We start from the raw sequence: 19,368 nt of genomic DNA, 5'->3' as shown, positions 1-19,368 counted from the left end.
GCTATGTGAGAAAGATTAATATTATCAGGCTGTACACATATCTTGTCACCACAGAAAGTGCAAGACATGTGCACATCATGTATTAGTTTTGCTTAAGCAGCTGATTCGTCAATTTTTTAGCAAATGTTGTGAGGAAATTTGCTTTGTTTTCTAAGCGAGGAATAGGTCGGCATATTTCCATTGCTTTATATCCAAGCCTTGCGGTGAAAACACCAGCACTTAGGCCTTGAGCAGAACGTGCAGACAGCTTACCCAATAGTTCGGCCCCTAAACTAGTCGCTGCGAGATCGCTCAAAAGCTCCGTCGCGCCGACAAATACTATCTGCTTTGCCAGTAACTTATACAGTTTTATGCGACTACGATAACCAAGCTCCACGCCGTAGTGTTTACTCAGCTTCTCTATCAGGCTCACACCTCGCCACAGCACAGCTAACATATCCGTGATAGCCATTGGACTCAGTGCAACCATTAACGCTGAAGTGGTCGCATATTCAGATATAATGGCCCTTGCGGCATCATCTTGCGTTTTTAGTACACTTTGTTCATATAGCTGGAGCACTTCTTTGTCAGTATAGTGACTTTTAAGACTCGCTTGAAATTCATCAACTGTACCCTTGGGTAATTTTTTAAATATCGGCTCAAGCCAGCTTTGTGCTTCACCTATTTGGTTGCTACTGAGTAACCGCGATGCTTGTTCACGTCTGATCTCTAAGTTTTTTAGCGTTCTAAGTGCCAAAACCTCTTTAATTAAAAACTGACCACCCCAGCCTAAAGCCGATACCACACACAAAGTATATATACCCGCAAGGATTATACTTTGTTGAAATGCAGTATAAATAGCCATCGCCATTTCAATAGGAATAAGCACCATCAAACTAAACAGCAGGATGTGCCGCCAGCCGAAATGACTGCTTGATGCCTCGAAGCTACTTTCAATTTGCTCATCATTGGCTTGGCGGCTCAGTACATTGATATCCTCGGTAGAAAAAGACGCTTGTTCGTCCTCAAGTCGCGCACTCTGGCGGTTAAATTTTTGCGTTTGTAGCACTTCATCCGAAGATGCTTGAGTATCGATCCTGCGTCCCGCCTGCCACTGTTTTGACTTTGTCATCTCAACTTGTCCCCTATTAAAAACTGCAGCGTGTGATCTAAACGGATATGCTCCAATTGGCCTTGATAAGCAGGCATGGGATAAAAAGACAAAAACTCAAACCCCTGATCTGGCCAGTTTGAGGAAGACAGCACATGGTCAGGCGGTTCAGGTGGTAAAAATGTGATGAATTGGGATTCGTTTAGTGGTTTACCATACACGCAATTCAAGGTTTTGCCTTGATCTTGTACTTGCTTGTGTTGGCAGCTTTTTACCGAGGAGATAGTCATGGTATCCACTTCCACACCAGCAAATTTCAGTTCGTTTTCATGCTCACACAGTAGTTCGTGTAACAAACGCGTTAAGTTATCTTGCTCTGTAATCGCAACGGCATCGCACTTATTGGCCGCAAACAGCACTTTGTCAATTTTTGGCCTAAATAGCCTTTGCAATACGCCACTTTTGCCATGCTTGAACATGCCCATAGTCTCTCTTAGCGCCTGTTGCGTTTGAACGAGTGTTGCCGGACCATCATTCAGGGCACCGATTAAATCAACGAGTACCAACTGCCTATCAAACGCACAAAAATACTCTTTATAAAAAGGTTCGATCACTTGCTTTTTATAAGCCTCAAACCGCTGCGCTAACTGTTCGTACTGCGTGCCAGCTTTTTCTACTAGGTCGTGATTAGGGAGTGGAAAAAATTGAATAATTGGTGCACCGGCTAAGTCACCGGGGATCAACATTCTGCCTGGCTGTAACTTCGCGACCTTGGTTTCGCGTTTTAGCGTTTTCAAAAGCGTGCAATAGCTTTCAGAAAGCATATTTAAAGCACTTGAGTCCACCTGTGCCGTCGCATCAAATTTATCGAGCTGAGCCAAAAGTGGCTCACTATACTGGCTATATGCAGACTGTGATAAAACATCTAATTGAGAGCGACTCCATTGCTCAAAATTCATATTGAGCATGGGTAAATCCATAAGCCACTCACCTGGGTAATCAATCAACTCAAGATAAATCGTGTGATCATCTGAGAAATGCTGACGTATCCCACTACGACTTCGAAATTTAAGCGCCAGAGTCAGCGTATTGATACGCTCGGTAGAAGGTGGCCATCTAGGGTCTTCAGCCAATAGACAGGCTGCCGCACTGTGATAATCAAACGTCGGGATATCAAGCGCTTTTTGTGGTACCAATTTACAAGCAATAAGACGGTGATCTCTTACAACATCGAAAAATGGTAGGTTTTGACTATTTGCTTGCGTTGTCAGATGCTTGACAAGCGCTGTTATTAATGCCGTTTTACCGCTGCCACTAAATCCCGTCACAGCTAATTTAATATGTTGATCGAGTGAGCGCTGTATCGTTTTTTGCGCTTTTTGCTGCAGCTTTTCAAGTGTTTTTTGGGTTGTAAACCTTAAGCTCATGTATTGGTAATTCCTTAACGTAGGCGGCGTGGCGAATCCTCGCCACAGGCCATTAAAGCTTATTAATTTCCCTTTTTACCGTAAACTCAGCGGACGTCACATAACGCTCCATATTTTGGATACGGCTATCTAACCTGCCGAGTCTATCTTTTAAATCAAACAAAGCTTGACGCGGTGGCTCTCCCTTTTGCCATACCTTGAACTTTACTGAAACAGGATCATTATCGTGGTTGTGGTTAATGTGTTCATGTTCAAGTTCCTTTTTATCTAAAATGAACCAGCACGCAATATAGATAACCACAAATAAAGGACCACCTGACAGTAATACGGCAGTAACGAATAAGATACGTACCAGCCACAACTCCATGTTGAAGTAATCACTTAACCCAGCACAAACCCCTGCTAACTTACCCCGTTTAGGGTCGCGATATAACTCTCTTCGTCTCTGGCTCATACTTTACGTCTCCATTCTGGTGACTCTTGATCTAATAGCGCTTCTAACGTCTCTACTCGTTCTGCCATTTTCTCTGCTTTATGTGCCAGCTCCAGTAATTGACGATGCTCGTGTTCGCTCAGACCCTGACTCAGCTGTTTTTTGCTTTTGTAATGAAGAATGAGCCACAGCGGCGCTACCACAATTAAAAATAGGACAACTGGGGCAACTAGTATTTCTGCGTCAAACATAATCTTCTCCTGTTTATATTGGTCTTGGCAGCGTAATTATTGTTGTTTTGCACCTACTCTAACAGTAGGTGCTGCTAGATTCACTTATTTGCCAGCTTTTTCTTTAAAGCTTCTAGCTCGTCATCTACTTTTTCATTTTTTTGTAGATCCGCTATCTCATCAGCCAGTGACTTTTTACCAAGATCATACGCTTCCACTTGCGATTCAAGGCCATCAATTTTAGTTTCGTAACGCTCAAAACGATTTAACGCATCTTCAACTTTTGAGCTATCTAGTGCTTTTTTAACATCGAGTCTAGACTCAGCCGAACGTTGTCTCAGTACAATGGCCTGTTGGCGCGCTTTTGCATCAGCAAGCTTTTCTTGTAGTGTCGTTACTTCTTGTTGCAATTTTTCAATGTGAGACTCTACATGGCTCAACTCTTGTGCAACGCTTTGCGCCGCATCTGAAGCTTTTTGCTTTTCAAGCAGTGCAGCACGCGCTAAGTCCTCGCGCTCTTTCGTCAATGCAAGCTCAGCTTTTTCTTGCCAATCATCAGCTTGCGAGTTTAATTGCTCAACGCGTCTCTCTAACTCTTTCTTCTCAGCCAATGTTTTAGCTGAAGTCGAACGCACTTCAACCAATGTATCTTCCATTTCTTGGATGATAAGGCGAACCATTTTTTCTGGATCTTCAGCTTTATCTAAGATGGCATTAATATTAGAATTAACGATGTCAGCAAAACGTGAAAAAATTCCCATAATCTTTTACCTCGTTGGTTATGATTTGTATTACTGGGTTTTATATATCAAATAGCTTGCCAACTTTACAATGAAAATTAACCCATAATTTTCAACAACTTATAATCACAACAAAAAGCTTCCTATCACTGTTTTTTTCAAATAAACTATATCTTAGTCAAAAACACTAAGAGTTAGGCAAATATGAGTCAGTTCCGCCAACAAGATAATCTTTTGGGTCAATCCGATAGTTTTTTAGCCGTGCTCGATCAGGTATCCCAACTCGCGCCCTTAGACAAACCCGTGCTTATCATTGGCGAACGCGGTACAGGTAAAGAACTGATTGCAGCCCGCTTGCACTTTCTTTCTGAAAGATGGGACCAAAGCTATGTCAAACTCAACTGTGCTGCGCTAAACGAAAACCTTTTAGAAAGTGAGTTATTTGGTCATGAGTCTGGCGCATTTACAGGTGCGAGTAAACGTCATGAAGGTCGCTTTGAGCGAGCCAACAGCGGTACGTTATTTCTAGACGAATTAGCGAATACATCGGCGATGGTCCAAGAAAAACTACTACGCGTGATTGAATATGGTGAATTTGAACGAGTTGGTGGTAAACAAACCGTCAAGGTAGATACCCGATTAGTTTGCGCAACCAATGAGGACTTGCCAAGCTTGGCTGAAAACGGGGAGTTTAGGCATGACCTGCTCGATCGACTCGCATTCGATGTCATTACACTGCCCCCCCTTAGAGCTCGTAAAGAAGACATCTTATTGCTAGCCGAACACTTCGCAATAAATATGGCCCGTGATCTTGGGTGGTCATTATTTAGTGGATTTACAAGACGGGCCACCGATGCCTTGTTAGATTATGAATGGCCGGGCAATATTCGAGAGCTTAAAAACGTGGTTGAACGGAGCTTGTATCGCCACGGCAATGAAAATCTGCCAGTACACCAAATTAACTTTGATCCATTCGACAGCCCTTATAGGCCACAACAAAGAATAAAAGCAGTAAAAGACACTGATACGGTGCGCCATGAATTGATAAAAACAAACCCACAAGCGCCCACCAATCACACGGAATCGGCAGAAACAACGAGTTTGGCATTCGACTTTCCATGCGATCTCAAATCTCTCTCCAGCGACTACGAGGTCGAGTTACTTAAAAAAGCGCTTGAATTTAGTCAATTTAATCAAAAGAAAACTGCACAAAACCTAGGATTAACGTATCATCAGTTAAGAGGCTATTTGAAAAAATACAATTTGTTAGACTCACAACAAGAGGCTTAACTGTGGTCACTGCGATGACTGACTTACTGACTAAACCCAAGCATTATATTGGCCGTATCTGGCTGCCCGCTTTTGCCCTGTTTATCACAGCATGTAGCGATGTAAAACAGGTTGAAAATACGAGTAAAACGCAAGGCATTGTATATTGCGCAGAGGCAAATCCTGTGTCATTCAACCCACAGGTCACAACGACAGGGTCGACAATAGACATTATTGCTAATCAATTGTACAACTCCCTTATCAGCATTGACCCAGTTACCGCTGAGTTTAAACCAGAGTTAGCGACTGAGTGGCATATCAGCGAGGATGGTAAAAAGATCACGTTTAAACTACGTGAAGGGGTCGAATTTCATACGACGGAATATTTCACGCCTACCAGAGCGATGAATGCGGACGATGTTATCTTTTCTTTTAGTCGTCTTTTTGATGTCTACAATCCCTACCACTTTGTCCATGACGCGAGTTATCCATATTTCCAAAGCGTCGGTATGGATCAATTGATTAGGAAAATTGTCAAAGTTGACAGCCACACTGTACGCTTCGAATTATTCAGTGCAGAGAGTAGCTTGCTATCTAACATTGCCACCGATTTTGCGGTAATTCTTTCTGAAGAATATGCGATGCAACGCGCTTCTCAAGATCAAAAGCACCTATTCGACAACATGCCGATTGGTACTGGGCCCTATAAATATAAGCACTTTTTACGTGATAACTTAGTGCGCTTTCACAAACACGAAAATTATTGGAAGCATGACTACGGCGTTGATCAACTCGTCTATGACATCACGACCAATAACACCACGCGCATCGCCAAAATGCTGACCAAAGAGTGTGATATTACCTCACATCCTAGCGCCACTCAGCTGGAAGCCCTTGCTGCTAGAAAAGATATCGTGGTCGACAAAGCTGTCAACCTCAATGTGGGATATTGGGCGTTCAATACGGAAAAGCCGCCATTCAATAATGTGCTAGTTAGAAAAGCGCTTGCACACAGCATCGATTTCAACAAAATCATGCAAGCTGTTTTTTATGGAAACGGCATTGCGGCCAAATCAATTTTGCCCCCCTCTTCATGGGCTTTTGCCGCTCAGCAGATGCCGGTATACGATCCCGAAAAGGCAAAGGCATACTTAACGGAAGCTGGCTTTCCAAACGGTTTTGAAATGACCTTGTGGGCCATGCCCGTCTCTAGAATTTATAACCCCAATGCCAGAAAAATGGCTGAACTGATTCAAAGTGATCTGCGCCAAATAGGTATTCGTACGCGGATCGTTGAATTTGAATGGAATACATTTATTGAACGTATTGGTCGGCATGAGCATGACAGTGTGCTTTTAGGTTGGGCTGCTGACACCCCAGATCCGGACAACTTTTTCAGTCCACTGCTTAGTTGCACCGCCACTTTTACAGGGAAAAACCCGGCTAATTGGTGCAACCCGGAGTTTGACTTATTGCTCACCCAAGCATTGGATACCAATGAACTTGCAATGAGAAAGAAATACTATCTCCAAGCACAAGCGATGCTCATTGATGAGATGCCACTGGTTCCAATTGCTCATGGAGTTCGATTCCAAGCGCGAGGTGCCGACATTGAAGGCGCACAACTGAGACCATTTGGCGGCGTCTCTCTCGCCAATGTTAGAAAAGGCGAACAGTAATGCTTGATTATCTCCTTCGCCGATTTAGCTTACTGTTATTTATGTTGTTCGCTTTATCCGCGTTTACTTTTGGGTTGAATTACTTATTTCCAGGAGACCTGTTAACCAACTTTAGCGGACAAGTGAATACCAGCTTTAGTCAGTCTCAAATGCTTGAAGACAAATACCGAATCAACGAGAACGTGCTCGTTCAATATGGTGCCTTTCTAGGACGATTGCTCGAAGGTGATTGGGGGGTTTCTTTGTCATCAGGGCAAACCGTGTTCTCCCATGTTACCTTGCTTTTACCTGCCACTTTAGAACTATGCTTTTATGCGCTAGTCATGGCGGTCATCATCGGTATTCCAGCAGGGATCATTACCAGTGCATACCATAGAAAGTGGCCCGATAAGATTATCAGCACACTGACCTTACTTGGGTTCTCGATACCTGTTTTCTGGTTAGCACTGTTACTCATTATGGTATTTTGTCTTGGCTTTGGCTGGTTCCCGATGTCAGGCCGAATAGGCTTACTTTATGAGATCCCTGCTGTCACAAACTTCATATTATTAGATATTTGGCTACTTGGGTTTCCTTACGGTGGACAAGCTTTTGTTGATGCACTGCATCATTTAGCGTTGCCAACTATTGTCTTAGCCATGTATCCAACTACAGTACTCACTCGGTTTACGCGCGACTCAATGCTGAACGTGTTGGAGCAAAACTACATAAAAACCGCCAGAGCGAAGGGCCTTAACCGTAGGCAGATTATCCTCGATCATGCACTACGAAATGCATTGCTTCCGGTTATTAAACAAATTGGTCTGCAATTTAGTACGCTGATCACCCTCGCGATGGTCACTGAGGTGATTTTCTCTTGGCCAGGTATTGGCCGCTGGCTCATTGACAGTATTTACCAACGAGATTACCCTGCGATTCAAGGTGGACTACTCGCTGTTTCGATGTTCGTCATATTCGCAAATATGTTAGCGGATCTGACCCACTCAATGCTCGACCCTGTATCAAGGAACCAATCTCATGGCAAAGTTTAGCTTATACAGTGAAGAGTCAAACCGTTCCCCTTTATCTCGGCTGTGGCGAAACTTTAAAGCCAACCATTTAGCGCTGGTTGGTCTGTGGATGTTTATTGGTTTAGCACTGCTGGCTATGACAGCGCCTCTACTCGCGCCTTATGGGATTGACCAACAACATAGTAATGCTTTATTACTGCCCCCTTCGTGGCACGATGACGGTGACGTGCATTTTATCCTTGGTACTGATGATTTAGGCCGTGATGTGCTTTCTAGACTGATGAATGGCGCTACGTACACCTTCGGCTTATCTATCATCGCGGCTTTGATGACGACGATTATCGGCGTTGTGCTAGGCACGTTAGCTGGCATTAACCGGGGCTTCAAATCGAGTATTTTAAACCACTTATTGGACATAACTTTGGCAATCCCTTCGCTATTGCTCGCAATCATAATTATTGCCATCTTGGGCCCTGGGCTTCTCAATACTGTTTGGGCTATTATCCTCGCCTTGCTACCACAACATATCCATTCCGTTCGCAACCTTGTTGTTGATGAATTAAATAAAGATTATATCGGCGCATACAGATTAGATGGAGCCAGCAGAGCACACATCCTATTTAGAGGTGTTTTTCCCAACATCTATGAGCACATCGTGGTCATATTTACTTTGGCACTTTCTACAGCAATCTTGGATATCGCAGCGCTAGGCTTTTTGAAACTTGGTGCTCAACCACCCACAACTGAGTGGGGTGCAATGTTGGCTGAGAACTTAGGTTTAATCTACATCGCTCCTTGGACGGTAGGATTACCGGGAGCATTATTGTTTTTGTCAGTATTAGCCACTAATCTAGTGGGTGACGGGCTTAGAAATGCACTGCAAGCGCGAAAGGCAACCTAATGCAATTATTAGACATAAAAAACCTGACCATTGAGCTACCCACAGAAGACGGCATTATTCGTGCTGTTGATAAGGTCAATCTTAGCCTGAAAGAGGGTGAAGTTCACGCTCTAGTAGGTGAATCAGGATCAGGAAAAAGCCTCATCGCTAAGGCAATTGTTGGCGTACTCAACGCGCGTTGGCGCGTCACAGCAGACAGAATGCATTGGCAAGGTGTGGATTTGATGCGCCTCAGCCCAGAAAAACGCCGTAAAATCGTAGGGCGAGATATGGCCATGATTTATCAAGAGCCGAGGCGAAGCTTAGACCCCACAGCAAAAATCTTTGAGCAAGTTGCTGAATCTTTACCTGATGACTGCTTTAAAGGAGGGTTTTTTGGTAGAAAGAAAGAGCGCCAAAATAAAGTAAAAGCGCTGCTTCATAAAGTAGGGATCCGAGAAGACGAAAAAGTATCAAGTAGTTATCCCCATGAACTCTCCGAGGGTGTCTGCCAAAAAGTCATGATCGCAATGGCGATTGCTAGAAGCCCCAAGCTGCTCATCGCAGATGACCGACGACAGCGCTAGAAAGTACAACCCGCGCGCAAGTTTTTAGACTGCTGAAAAGCTTAAACCAGCTTAAAAATATGTCTATTTTGATGATTTCTCACGAGCTGGAAGAAATTACTCAATGGTCCCATGCTATGCATGTGCTTTATTGTGGACAGATGGTGGAGGCTGGGCCGACTAAGAAAGTCTTTAACGGTCCGTACCACCCGTATACTCAAGCACTTGTAAAATCATTACCTGATTATGCGCATGGCATCGGCCATAAAGCACCATTTTATGCACTCAAAGGCACTATTCCCCCACTTCAACATTTGCCGATTGGTTGCCGTCTAGGTCCACGCTGTCCACAAGCTCAAAAAGAATGTGTCGCGACACCCACGCTGGTCAAATCTCACGGTCATTCATTTGCCTGCCACTTTCCACTAAATAGAGAGAAAAAGAAATGCAACCCGTGCTAAAAGTGCAGGCACTTAATAAATCATTTAAAACCCGAGCAGGCCTTTTCAGCCGTCAGAAAGTTCAAGTCTTAAAAGGGGTCTCTTTTGCGGTTACTCCTGGGCAGACCTTGGCTGTCATTGGCGAAACCGGTTCAGGAAAAAGCACCTTGGCAAAAGTCCTTGCAGGTGCGGAAGAAGTGGATTCTGGACAAATACTCCTAAATGGAAACATGATAGTGGACGATGGCATTAAAAATCGTGAATGCCACCACATTCGGTTGATATTCCAAGACCCCACTCGTTCACTCAACCCCGGCTTGACGATTGGTGAAATGCTAGATGACTGTTTAAGATTCAATACTAAGCTCACTGAGCAACAAAGAGAAGGTAAAATAGAGCTTACTTTATCTAGGGTTGGGTTACTTTCAGAACATTATGAGTATTATCCCCATATGTTTAGTGGTGGCCAACTACAACGTGTTGCACTCGCTAGGGCTCTGATATTGGACCCTAAAGTGGTCGTACTGGACGAAGCCCTTTCATCTTTAGACCCATCAGTACGCGCACAAATCGTGAACTTGCTTCTTAAGTTGCAAAAGGAAACAGCATTGAGCTACGTGTTAATCACTCACCATCTAAGCTTAGTGAAGCACATGAGTGATAAATTATTGGTTTTGAATAAGGGTGAGGTTGTTGAGTACGGGTCCAGCGAAGCAATATTTAATAACCCTAAATCTAAAGTCACGCAAAAACTGCTGGCAGTCTAATCACCTCAATAATACGTTATTGAGACATTAAAAAAGGCGCCTAAGCGCCTTTTTTTAGTTTTCTTCAGTGACTGTGAATGAACTTGGTTTGTTCACCTCAGCAGTACTTTCAAGTGCACTGAGAAGCGCTAGGTAGTTTTTATTAACCTGCGTTCTAGTAATACTTTGCTTTTGTTGTGGCTCAACTTCTTCAGCTATCTCTGCGACCTTAACAGCTTTCACTACCAACAACGCGGAATCACCATTATTAAGTTCAACCATTGACTTAGAAACGCTGTCAGCTGCCGGATGTGGCAGTTTAAACGCTTCGCTTACCAATGCTGGCTGAACCGCATAGCTCTGACGTGCCAATGCTTCTTGGGTTTGTACTTCAAGAGATTGCTCCGTTGCAATGTCTGTAAGCGACGCACCTTGCTCAAGCTTTGCGAATAACTCGGTGGCTTTCTCTTTTGTCAGCTCTGTCGCCTTGTCATTTTCAAGACGCGACTTAATTTGTGCTGTCACATCTTCAAGCGGTCTAACAGCGGCAGCTTTGTGCTCTGCAACACGAACGACAACCATGTGCTCTGGCGCAACTTCAATAACCTCTGAGTTTACACCATCTTCTAAAAGCTCAGGCGTAAATACAATATTGGTGACTGCCGGCTGGTTAAGTGGTGCAGGAAGCAAGTTACGGGCAACAAGCTCTGTTTTCTTCACTTCAAGATTTGCAGCCGCTGCAGCATCTTCTAATGAATCTGCCACCTCAAATGCCAGCTCACGAATTTCTTCCTGTTTACCGTAAAAAGCATCGATTTTAGCGTTTTGCTCAAGCTCTGTACGTAATTCTGCTGCCACTTCTTCGTATTCTTTACTTTGTTGAGCTTGTAGATCTGTCAGTTTAATGATGTGAAAACCGAACTCAGATTCAACAATCTCAGAAAAGTCACCGATGTTCGCTAGGGCAAATGCAGCTGTTTCGAATGCCGGATCCATCATATCGCGATCAATCCAATCTAAATCACCGCCTAGTTCACCACTGGCGATGTCGTCTGATTGTGCCTCTGCCAACTCTGCGAAGTCTGCGCCACCTTGCAGCTGAGCATAGAGCTCTTCAGCTTTAGCCTTTGCCGCAGATGCATCATCACCACTTTCAATTAAAATGTGAGATACACGGCGTCTTTCTTCTTCTAGATACTGTGCTTTATTTTCTTCGTAGTATGCTTTTACATCTTCTTCTGAGATAGTTTCTTCCAACTCGATGTCAGATGCTTTTAATTCAATATAGCTCAGTGCTACCTGTTCAGGAGACTGGAACTGATCTTGGTTTAAGTCATAGTAGTCTTTGATTTCTTCGTCACTGACAGACACTTGCTCTTTGACTGTATCTTTACTTAAAACAAGATAATCAACGTCACGAGTTTGCTGCTGAAGTGCGAGCACTTGCTTAACTTCGTTATCCAATGCAAAATCAGAGCCTGCAAGCGCAGAGACCAATTGATTACGTGTCATCTCTTCACGTAGATACTCACGAAACTCATCAGGTTGAAAGTTCATCTGACGAATAAGTTGTAAATATCGGTCGTTATTAAACTCGCCGCCGATTTGGAAATATGGCATTTCAAAAATGGCTTGCTTAATTTGCTCATCGCTTACTCTCAGCCCTAACTCAAGCGCTAGCTGGTTTTGTAGTTCTTGCTGTACAAGTCTGTCTACAACACCTTGACGAATTTGCGCCATATAAGTTGGATCTGAAGCGATCTGTTCAAAGTATTCACCAAACTGCTGCTCTAGTCTGCCACGCTCGTTCTCGAACGCTCTAGAAAACTCTAGCTGGGTAATTTTAACTCCATTGACTTCTGCAACTGGCTGCTCTGTGGTTTGACCTAGGTAACCACCAATCCCTGCCAGCGCAAAAGACAAGATAACTGCACCAAGAACGATCTTGGCAGCAAGGCCTTGCGAGCCCTCTCTAATCTTTTCAAGCATTTGTTCTATCTCTTATCTAAGTCAAAGCACCTGAGTACTTTGCATCAGTTAGCTCATGTAAAAAAAGCGTATCTTACCAGATACGCTTTTTATCTTGAAGCTTATCGCGTTCAATTAGCCCTGTTTAATAACTGGGTAATTGTAAATTGTATAAGCTATATCTTAGTTAACCGCGTCTTTTAGAGCTTTACCAGCTTTAAAAGCAGGGATGTTAGCAGCAGCAATGTCAATTGCAGCACCCGTTTGAGGGTTGCGGCCTGTACGTGCAGCGCGTTCACGAACAGAAAAAGTACCAAAGCCTACTAGCGCCACTGAATCGCCATCTTTAAGCGCAGTGGTTACTGACTCAATGAATGAATCCAGTGCACGACCAGCAGCGGCCTTAGAAATATCAGCATCAGCTGCGATTTGATCGATTAATTGAGATTTATTCACAATATCATCCTCTTACATTGTTATTATCAAGAGCGATGGTGTTTTAAAACTAACATCACTTTTGTTGTTAACTACGAGAAATCTTACGACTCTCTATTTGCTTAAATGTATTACAGCCTAGATGCTACGGGGCTTCCCGCGAACTAGGCTTAAATCCAGTGCTTAACTTAGCACACCACTGGGATTTGAAAACCCTTTTTATCGACTTTTTTAAGCTTTCTCAGCAGTTTTTTGAGTTTCCACTGAAAAACTGTCCACAGGTTGAGCAAGTGCTATCGATAAAACGTCTTCAATCCACGTGACAGGGTGAATTTCTAGCCCTTCTAGAACGTTATCAGGGATCTCTTTAAGATCTCGTTCGTTCTTCTTCGGGATCACCACCGTTTTTATTCCGCCACGGTGAGCAGCTAATAGCTTCTCTTTCAAGCCACCGATCGGCAATACTTCACCACGTAAAGTAATTTCACCCGTCATCGCGACATCGCTACGTACAGGGTTGCCCGTCAGACTTGAAACAAGACCAGTTACCATCGCGATACCTGCACTTGGACCATCTTTAGGCGTTGCACCTTCAGGCACATGCACGTGAATATCACGCTTCTCGTAAAAATCATCGTTAATACGAAGCTTGTCTGCACGGTTTCTAACCACGGTCATCGCCGCCTGAATAGACTCCTGCATTACATCGCCTAGCGAGCCTGTGTAAGACAGTTTGCCTTTACCAGGTACCGCAGCACTCTCGATTGTCAACAAATCACCGCCTACCTCAGTCCAAGCAAGACCAGTCACTTGTCCAACACGATCTCCATCCTCGGCTTTGCCATAGTCAAAGCGTTGAACACCTAAGAAACTCTCTAAGTTATCACCATTGATGACAACTTTCTTTTGATCTTTATCGAGCAAGATCGCCTTAACCGCCTTACGACATAACTTCGACATTTCACGCTCTAAGTTACGTACCCCCGCCTCGCGAGTGTAGTAACGAATCGTATTGATAATAGCGCTGTCTTCAATCTCAATTTCACCTGCTTTTAACCCGTTACGCTTAATCTGTTTCGGAATTAAATGCTGCTTTGAAATGTTAAGCTTTTCGTCTTCTGTGTAACCCGAAAGACGAATGACTTCCATACGATCTAACAGTGGACCAGGAATATTGAAACTGTTTGACGTCGCGACAAACATTACATCAGATAGGTCATATTCAACTTCAAGGTAGTGATCCGCAAAGCTGCTGTTTTGCTCAGGATCTAATACTTCAAGTAATGCAGATGCCGGGTCGCCACGCATGTCAGAAGACATCTTGTCGATTTCATCAAGCAAAAAGAGTGGGTTTTTAACACCAACTTTGCTCATGCTTTGAATAAGCTTGCCTGGCATTGAACCAATGTAGGTACGGCGATGTCCTCGGATCTCCGCTTCGTCTCTTACCCCACCAAGTGCCATACGCACATATTTACGACCAGTAGAACGCGCTATCGATTGACCAAGACTGGTTTTACCCACGCCAGGAGGACCGACTAAACACAGGATTGGTCCTTTTAGTTTATTTGTGCGTTGTTGAACCGCTAGATATTCAATAATACGCTCTTTCACTTTATCTAACCCATAGTGGTCAGCATCGAGAATTTTCTGCGCATTTGCTAAATCTTTTTTCACCTTAGAGCGCTTCTTCCAAGGCACATTGATGAGTGTATCAATGTAAGAGCGAACAACGGTCGCTTCGGCAGACATCGGCGACATCATTTTTAGTTTGTTCAACTCAGATATCGCTTTTTCTTCTGCTTCTTTTGGCATTTGTGCTTCACTGATGCGCTTTTTCAACGCTTCAAACTCATCAGGCACATCATCCAATTCACCAAGTTCTTTTTGGATGGCTTTCATTTGCTCATTAAGATAATACTCTCTTTGAGACTTTTCCATTTGCTTCTTAACACGAGAGCGGATTTTCTTCTCTACTTGAAGTAGATCAATTTCTCCCTCCATTAGCGCCATTAAGTACTCTAAACGCTCTGTAACATTGTACAGCTCTAGTACTTTTTGTTTCTCAGGTACCTTGATTGGCATGTGAGCAGCCATGGTATCTGCTAAACGTGCAGTTTCATCAATGCCAGATACAGAGGTCAGAACTTCAGGTGGAATTTTTTTATTGAGTTTTACATACCCTTCAAACTGACTAACTGCACTGCGAATGAAAATATCCTGCTCCTGCTCAGGAATATTTTCCGAGGCAATAAACTGGGCTTGTGCTAAGAAGTAATCATCGGTTACTAAAAATTCATCGATTCTTGCCCTTTGCGTCCCCTCTACCAACACCTTAACCGTACCATCAGGTAGTTTAAGCAGTTGTAAAACAGTCGCAACCGTACCAACTTCATAGATATCGTCAGTACTAGGATCATCGATTGAGGCTTCTTTTTGAGCCACTAAAAATATTTGCTTGTCATTTTCCATTGCAGCTTCAAGACATCTAATAGATTTCTCTCTGCCAACGAACAGCGGGATCACCATATGAGGGTAAACAACCACATCACGCAGTGCCAACACTGGAATTTCAACTCGATCCGTTCTCTCAAGCGTCATTTTGTTCTCTTCGCACTTCTTTTATTTTTAAGATTACAGAGGTATATGGGGATGCCCTCTATAAAGTTCAACTCTTCGACAAAAAAAGGAGCACGAGGCTCCTTTTCTAATTATCTTGCCTGATTACTCAGACGCAGCTTTGTCTTGACCACTGTTTTCATAAATTAAGATAGGATCTGACTCCCCCTTAATTACAGTTTCGTCAATGACAACTTTGCTTACATCTTCAATTGAAGGTAACTCATACATAGTTTCAAGTAATACAGCTTCAACAATTGAGCGTAATCCTCGAGCACCCGTTTTACGTTCCATTGCTTTGTGTGCAATCGCTTTCAAAGCATCTTCGCGGAACTCTAGTTCAACACCTTCCATCTTAAATAGCGCACCATACTGTTTCGTCAGTGCATTTTTAGGCTCATTTAAGATTTGTATTAGCGCGTCTTCATCTAGCTCTGTCAGTGTTGCAACAACAGGTAAACGGCCAATAAACTCAGGGATTAATCCGTATTTAACAAGATCTTCTGGCTCAACATCTTTAAACGTTTCACTTAATGAACGCTCACTGTCAGCACCTTTTACTTCAGCGCCAAAGCCAATACCTGTACTTGTATGACTACGTTGTTCGATTACTTTATCAAGACCGGCAAACGCACCGCCACAAATAAACAGAATCTTAGATGTGTCTACTTGTAAAAACTCTTGCTGAGGGTGTTTGCGACCACCTTGAGGTGGTACAGACGCTACTGTCCCTTCAATCAGCTTCAATAGTGCTTGCTGTACACCCTCGCCTGACACATCTCTTGTAATAGATGGGTTATCAGACTTACGAGAAATCTTATCAATCTCATCAATGTACACGATGCCACGCTGAGCTTTTTCTACATCATAATCACATTTTTGAAGTAACTTCTGAATGATATTCTCAACGTCTTCACCAACATAACCCGCTTCGGTTAATGTGGTTGCATCCGCCATTGTAAATGGCACATCTAACAATCTTGCGAGTGTTTCTGCTAATAAAGTTTTACCACTACCAGTAGGACCGATCAGTAGGATGTTACTTTTGCCTAGTTCAACCTCAGTTTTAATACCTTGGTTTCTCAAGCGTTTGTAATGATTGTAAACTGCTACTGACAATACTTTTTTCGCGTGCTCTTGCCCGATTACATAATCATCCAGATGGTTACGGATTTCTTTAGGCACCGGCAGTTTATCAGACGAATCATGCTGCGGCGCAATATCCTTGATCTCTTCCCTAATGATGTCGTTACACAGTTCGACGCATTCATCACAAATGTATACTGATGGACCAGCAATTAACTTGCGTACTTCGTGCTGACTCTTACCACAAAATGAGCAGTACAAGAGTTTGCTATTCTTGTCGCCGTCTGTAGGAGTGTCTGACATTCAACTACCTCTTAAATTTGGTGAGTTGCCACTACCGTGACAACACAATACATGCTTTAACTATACCAAATAAAAAATCAGTTGGTATAGCTAAGCTAGCGCAAAATGAAAAGTACTCGTGCAAAAGTCTTCATTTTGGCAATAAACTCTAAAAAACTTGGACCTCTCTAAGATATAGATCCAAGTTTTATTATTTCAAGGTGTAAATTTTCACCTAAAAATAAATAGTGCATTATTTAGCGGCTGGTATGTACCGCATCAACCAAACCGTACTCTACAGCTTCTTGCGCATTCATAAAGTTATCACGGTCTGTGTCATTGGCAACTACATCGAACGGCTGGCCAGTATGATCAGCAAGTAATCTGTTTAATTTTTCTTTAATTGTTAAGATTTCTTTTGCATGGATCTCAAAGTCAGACGCTTGACCTTGGAAGCCGCCCAATGGCTGGTGGATCATGACACGAGAGTTTGGTAGGCAATAGCGCTTGCCCTTGGCACCGCCTGATAACAAAAATGCGCCCATACTTGCCGCTTGGCCAACACACACAGTGCTCACATCTGGCTTGATGAAGTTCATCGTGTCATAGATAGACATACCAGCTGTCACAGAGCCACCAGGAGAGTTGATGTATAGGTAAATATCTTTATCTGGGCTTTCCGATTCAAGAAACAACATTTGTGCAACAATCAGATTTGCCATATGGTCTTCAACTTGACCTGTCAAAAATATAATTCTCTCTTTAAGCAAACGAGAATAAATATCGTAAGAACGCTCACCTTTAGCTGTCTGCTCAACAACCATAGGCACTAAAGCGTTTAGAGGATCTATCATACCGTCATTCATATTATTGGTTCCTTTGTATGCGAGGCAGGTTTGCTGCGCAGTTCAAGTGCTAATTATTGAACTAGCCTTGTACTTTTTCTCTATCATCATAACGAAAAAGGCTCGCAGCACTGCAATTAACAGAGCATTACGAGCCATTTAAGCGTTAGCTTAACAGTAAGTCAATGCTTTCCTCATAGTCGAGGGAAGAAACTTACTCTGCAGCTTGTTGTGGGTTCATGATGTCGTCAAAAGACTTTTCAACATCAGTAACCGTAGCGCTTGCAAGTACAGCTTCAACAGCTTGCTCTTCCATTGCTACATTACGCATTTGCTGCATTAGTTGATCATTTTCTTTGTAGTAGTTAACTACTTCTGAAGGATCTTCGTAAGCTGAAGCAACTGTTTCAATTAAAGACTCAACTTTTGCGTCGTCAACTTTAATGTCGTTCGCTTTGATCACTTCACCAAGAAGAAGACCTGTCTTAACGCGAGTTACAGCTTGCTCATGGAATAGTTCAGCTGGAAGCTCAGGCATGTTCTTAGCATCACCACCGAAACGCTGTGCAGCTTGCTGACGAAGTGCATCGATTTCTTGGTCGATAAGCGCTTTAGGTACTTCAACTTCATTAGTTTCAAGTAAGCCTTGGATAGCTTGCTCTTTAACCTTTGCTTTAACAGCTTGGTCAAGCTCGCGCGTCATGTTCTTTTTAACTTCTTCTTTAAGAGCGTCAACACCGCCTTCAGCTACACCGAATTTAGTTGCAAACTCGTCGTTAAGCTCTGGAAGTTCTTGAACTTCAACTTTCTTCACAGTGATTGTGAACTGCGCAGGCTTACCTTTAAGGTTCTCTGCGTGATACTCTTCTGGGAAAGTTACGTCAGCAACAACTTCGTCGCCCGCTTTCTTACCAACGATACCATCTTCAAAACCAGGGATCATACGACCTTGACCTAGTTCTAGAGGGAAGTCTTCAGCTTTACCGCCTTCAAACTCTTCACCTTCAACAGTACCTAAGAAATCGATAGTTACACGATCTTGCTCACCAGCTGCTGCTTCTACTTCAGTCCAAGTAGCGTGCTGCTTGCGAAGCGTCTCTAGCATATTCGCTAGGTCGTCAGCAGTTACATCTACAACTGGCTTTTCAACAGAAACTTTGTCTAGGTCTTTGATTTCAACTTCTGGGTAAACTTCAAAAGTTGCTTCAAACTCAAGATCTTTACCAGCTTCTAAAGACTTAGGAGCAAAGCTAGGTGCACCAGCAGGGTTGATCTTTTCTGAAACGATCGCTTCGATGTAGTTACGTTGCATTAAGTCGCCAGCCACTTCTTGACGAACTGCAGCACCATAGCGCTTGTTGATTACAGAAACAGGTACTTTACCGGGACGGAAACCGTCAATACGCTGGGTTTTAGACAGTTGTTGTAAGCGTTTTTTAACTTCAGTCTCAACGTTCTCTGCAGGAACGGTGATAGTCAGACGGCGCTCAAGGCCTTGAGTCGTCTCAACAGAAACTTGCATGATATACCTCAATTTTCATTTTTGGCGACAACGCGCCTTCCTTCACAAACAAGTCGACACAGAAGTGCAATTGGCATTTTAGCGAAATGCGCTGATAACCT

Annotated in this window: 16 protein-coding genes and 1 pseudogene; 6 read left to right on the top strand and 11 right to left on the bottom strand. The window is 43.3% G+C overall.

Annotated features, from left to right (window positions below; translation table 11 throughout):
* Positions 1-82: 82 nt before the first annotated feature.
* The 5 genes from A7985_RS22195 to pspA form a co-directional block, all read right to left on the bottom strand.
* Complete coding sequence (locus A7985_RS22195; RefSeq protein WP_065792621.1) at positions 83-1,111, bottom strand: TIGR01620 family protein; 1,029 nt, start codon at positions 1,109-1,111, stop codon at positions 83-85.
* The gene (locus tag A7985_RS22190; protein ID WP_065792620.1) at positions 1,108-2,517 is read right to left on the bottom strand and encodes a YcjX family protein; all 1,410 of its coding nucleotides are present in this window, start codon (positions 2,515-2,517) and stop codon (positions 1,108-1,110) included. Before A7985_RS22190 ends, A7985_RS22195 begins: the two co-directional genes overlap by 4 nt.
* Before the next feature lie 52 nt (positions 2,518-2,569).
* Positions 2,570-2,971, bottom strand: coding sequence for an envelope stress response membrane protein PspC (gene pspC / locus A7985_RS22185; RefSeq protein ID WP_065792619.1), 402 nt, complete (start codon positions 2,969-2,971; stop codon positions 2,570-2,572).
* Entirely contained in the window at positions 2,968-3,201 is a 234-nt protein-coding gene (gene pspB / locus A7985_RS22180) for an envelope stress response membrane protein PspB (protein WP_063359547.1), read from the bottom strand. Before pspB ends, pspC begins: the two co-directional genes overlap by 4 nt.
* A gap of 80 nt (positions 3,202-3,281) precedes the next feature.
* The gene (gene pspA, locus A7985_RS22175; protein ID WP_065792618.1) at positions 3,282-3,941 is read right to left on the bottom strand and encodes a phage shock protein PspA; all 660 of its coding nucleotides are present in this window, start codon (positions 3,939-3,941) and stop codon (positions 3,282-3,284) included.
* 183 nt (positions 3,942-4,124) lie between these two features.
* Here pspA and pspF point away from each other — a divergent pair, with 183 nt between their 5' ends.
* The 6 genes and pseudogenes from pspF (at position 4,125) to A7985_RS22145 (ending at position 10,531) form a co-directional block, all read left to right on the top strand.
* Positions 4,125-5,210 carry a phage shock protein operon transcriptional activator gene (gene pspF / locus A7985_RS22170; protein WP_065792617.1) on the top strand — a complete coding sequence of 362 codons (1,086 nt, stop codon included), beginning with the start codon at positions 4,125-4,127 and terminating at the stop codon, positions 5,208-5,210.
* Between the two features lie 14 nt (positions 5,211-5,224).
* Positions 5,225-6,868, top strand: a complete 1,644-nt coding sequence (locus tag A7985_RS22165; protein ID WP_081310684.1) for an ABC transporter substrate-binding protein — start codon at positions 5,225-5,227, stop codon at positions 6,866-6,868.
* Positions 6,868-7,899 (top strand): ABC transporter permease, encoded by a 1,032-nt coding sequence (locus tag A7985_RS22160; RefSeq protein WP_065792616.1) that lies wholly within the window; start codon positions 6,868-6,870, stop codon positions 7,897-7,899. The genes A7985_RS22165 and A7985_RS22160 overlap by 1 nt, the downstream gene beginning before the upstream one ends.
* Positions 7,886-8,779, top strand: coding sequence for an ABC transporter permease subunit (locus A7985_RS22155; protein WP_065792615.1), 894 nt, complete (start codon positions 7,886-7,888; stop codon positions 8,777-8,779). The genes A7985_RS22160 and A7985_RS22155 overlap by 14 nt, the downstream gene beginning before the upstream one ends.
* Positions 8,779-9,785: pseudogene (locus tag A7985_RS22150) on the top strand (peptide ABC transporter ATP-binding protein). The gene A7985_RS22155 and the pseudogene A7985_RS22150 overlap by 1 nt, the downstream one beginning before the upstream one ends.
* Entirely contained in the window at positions 9,770-10,531 is a 762-nt protein-coding gene (locus tag A7985_RS22145) for an ATP-binding cassette domain-containing protein (protein ID WP_065792614.1), read from the top strand. The pseudogene A7985_RS22150 and the gene A7985_RS22145 overlap by 16 nt, the downstream one beginning before the upstream one ends.
* A gap of 54 nt (positions 10,532-10,585) precedes the next feature.
* Here the strand turns inward: A7985_RS22145 and A7985_RS22140 are convergent, their stop codons facing one another.
* From A7985_RS22140 to tig, 6 genes are all read right to left on the bottom strand, one after another.
* Positions 10,586-12,499: a SurA N-terminal domain-containing protein gene (locus A7985_RS22140; protein WP_065792613.1), complete on the bottom strand. Its 1,914-nt coding sequence runs from the start codon at positions 12,497-12,499 to the stop codon at positions 10,586-10,588.
* A 162-nt stretch (positions 12,500-12,661) separates the two neighbouring features.
* Positions 12,662-12,934 carry a nucleoid-associated protein HU-beta gene (hupB, locus tag A7985_RS22135; RefSeq protein ID WP_063359539.1) on the bottom strand — a complete coding sequence of 91 codons (273 nt, stop codon included), beginning with the start codon at positions 12,932-12,934 and terminating at the stop codon, positions 12,662-12,664.
* Positions 12,935-13,144: 210 nt separating this feature from the next.
* A complete protein-coding gene (gene lon / locus A7985_RS22130) occupies positions 13,145-15,514 on the bottom strand; it encodes an endopeptidase La (protein ID WP_065792612.1) in 2,370 nt (789 codons plus the stop codon).
* 123 nt (positions 15,515-15,637) lie between these two features.
* On the bottom strand, positions 15,638-16,921 hold the full coding sequence (gene clpX, locus A7985_RS22125) for an ATP-dependent protease ATP-binding subunit ClpX (protein WP_065792611.1): 1,284 nt from the start codon (positions 16,919-16,921) through the stop codon (positions 15,638-15,640).
* 236 nt (positions 16,922-17,157) lie between these two features.
* Positions 17,158-17,766 carry an ATP-dependent Clp endopeptidase proteolytic subunit ClpP gene (clpP, locus tag A7985_RS22120; protein WP_063372306.1) on the bottom strand — a complete coding sequence of 203 codons (609 nt, stop codon included), beginning with the start codon at positions 17,764-17,766 and terminating at the stop codon, positions 17,158-17,160.
* A 193-nt stretch (positions 17,767-17,959) separates the two neighbouring features.
* A complete protein-coding gene (gene tig / locus A7985_RS22115; protein ID WP_065792610.1) occupies positions 17,960-19,267 on the bottom strand; it encodes a trigger factor in 1,308 nt (435 codons plus the stop codon).
* Between the last annotated feature and the right edge of the window lie 101 nt (positions 19,268-19,368).

Origin of the sequence: Pseudoalteromonas luteoviolacea (assembly GCF_001696455.1) — a bacterium.
Classification (GTDB): Bacteria; Pseudomonadota; Gammaproteobacteria; order Enterobacterales; family Alteromonadaceae; genus Pseudoalteromonas; species Pseudoalteromonas luteoviolacea_C.
The sequence above is the reverse complement of the archived record's forward strand: the minus strand, read 5'-3'. Positions and strand labels throughout refer to the sequence as shown.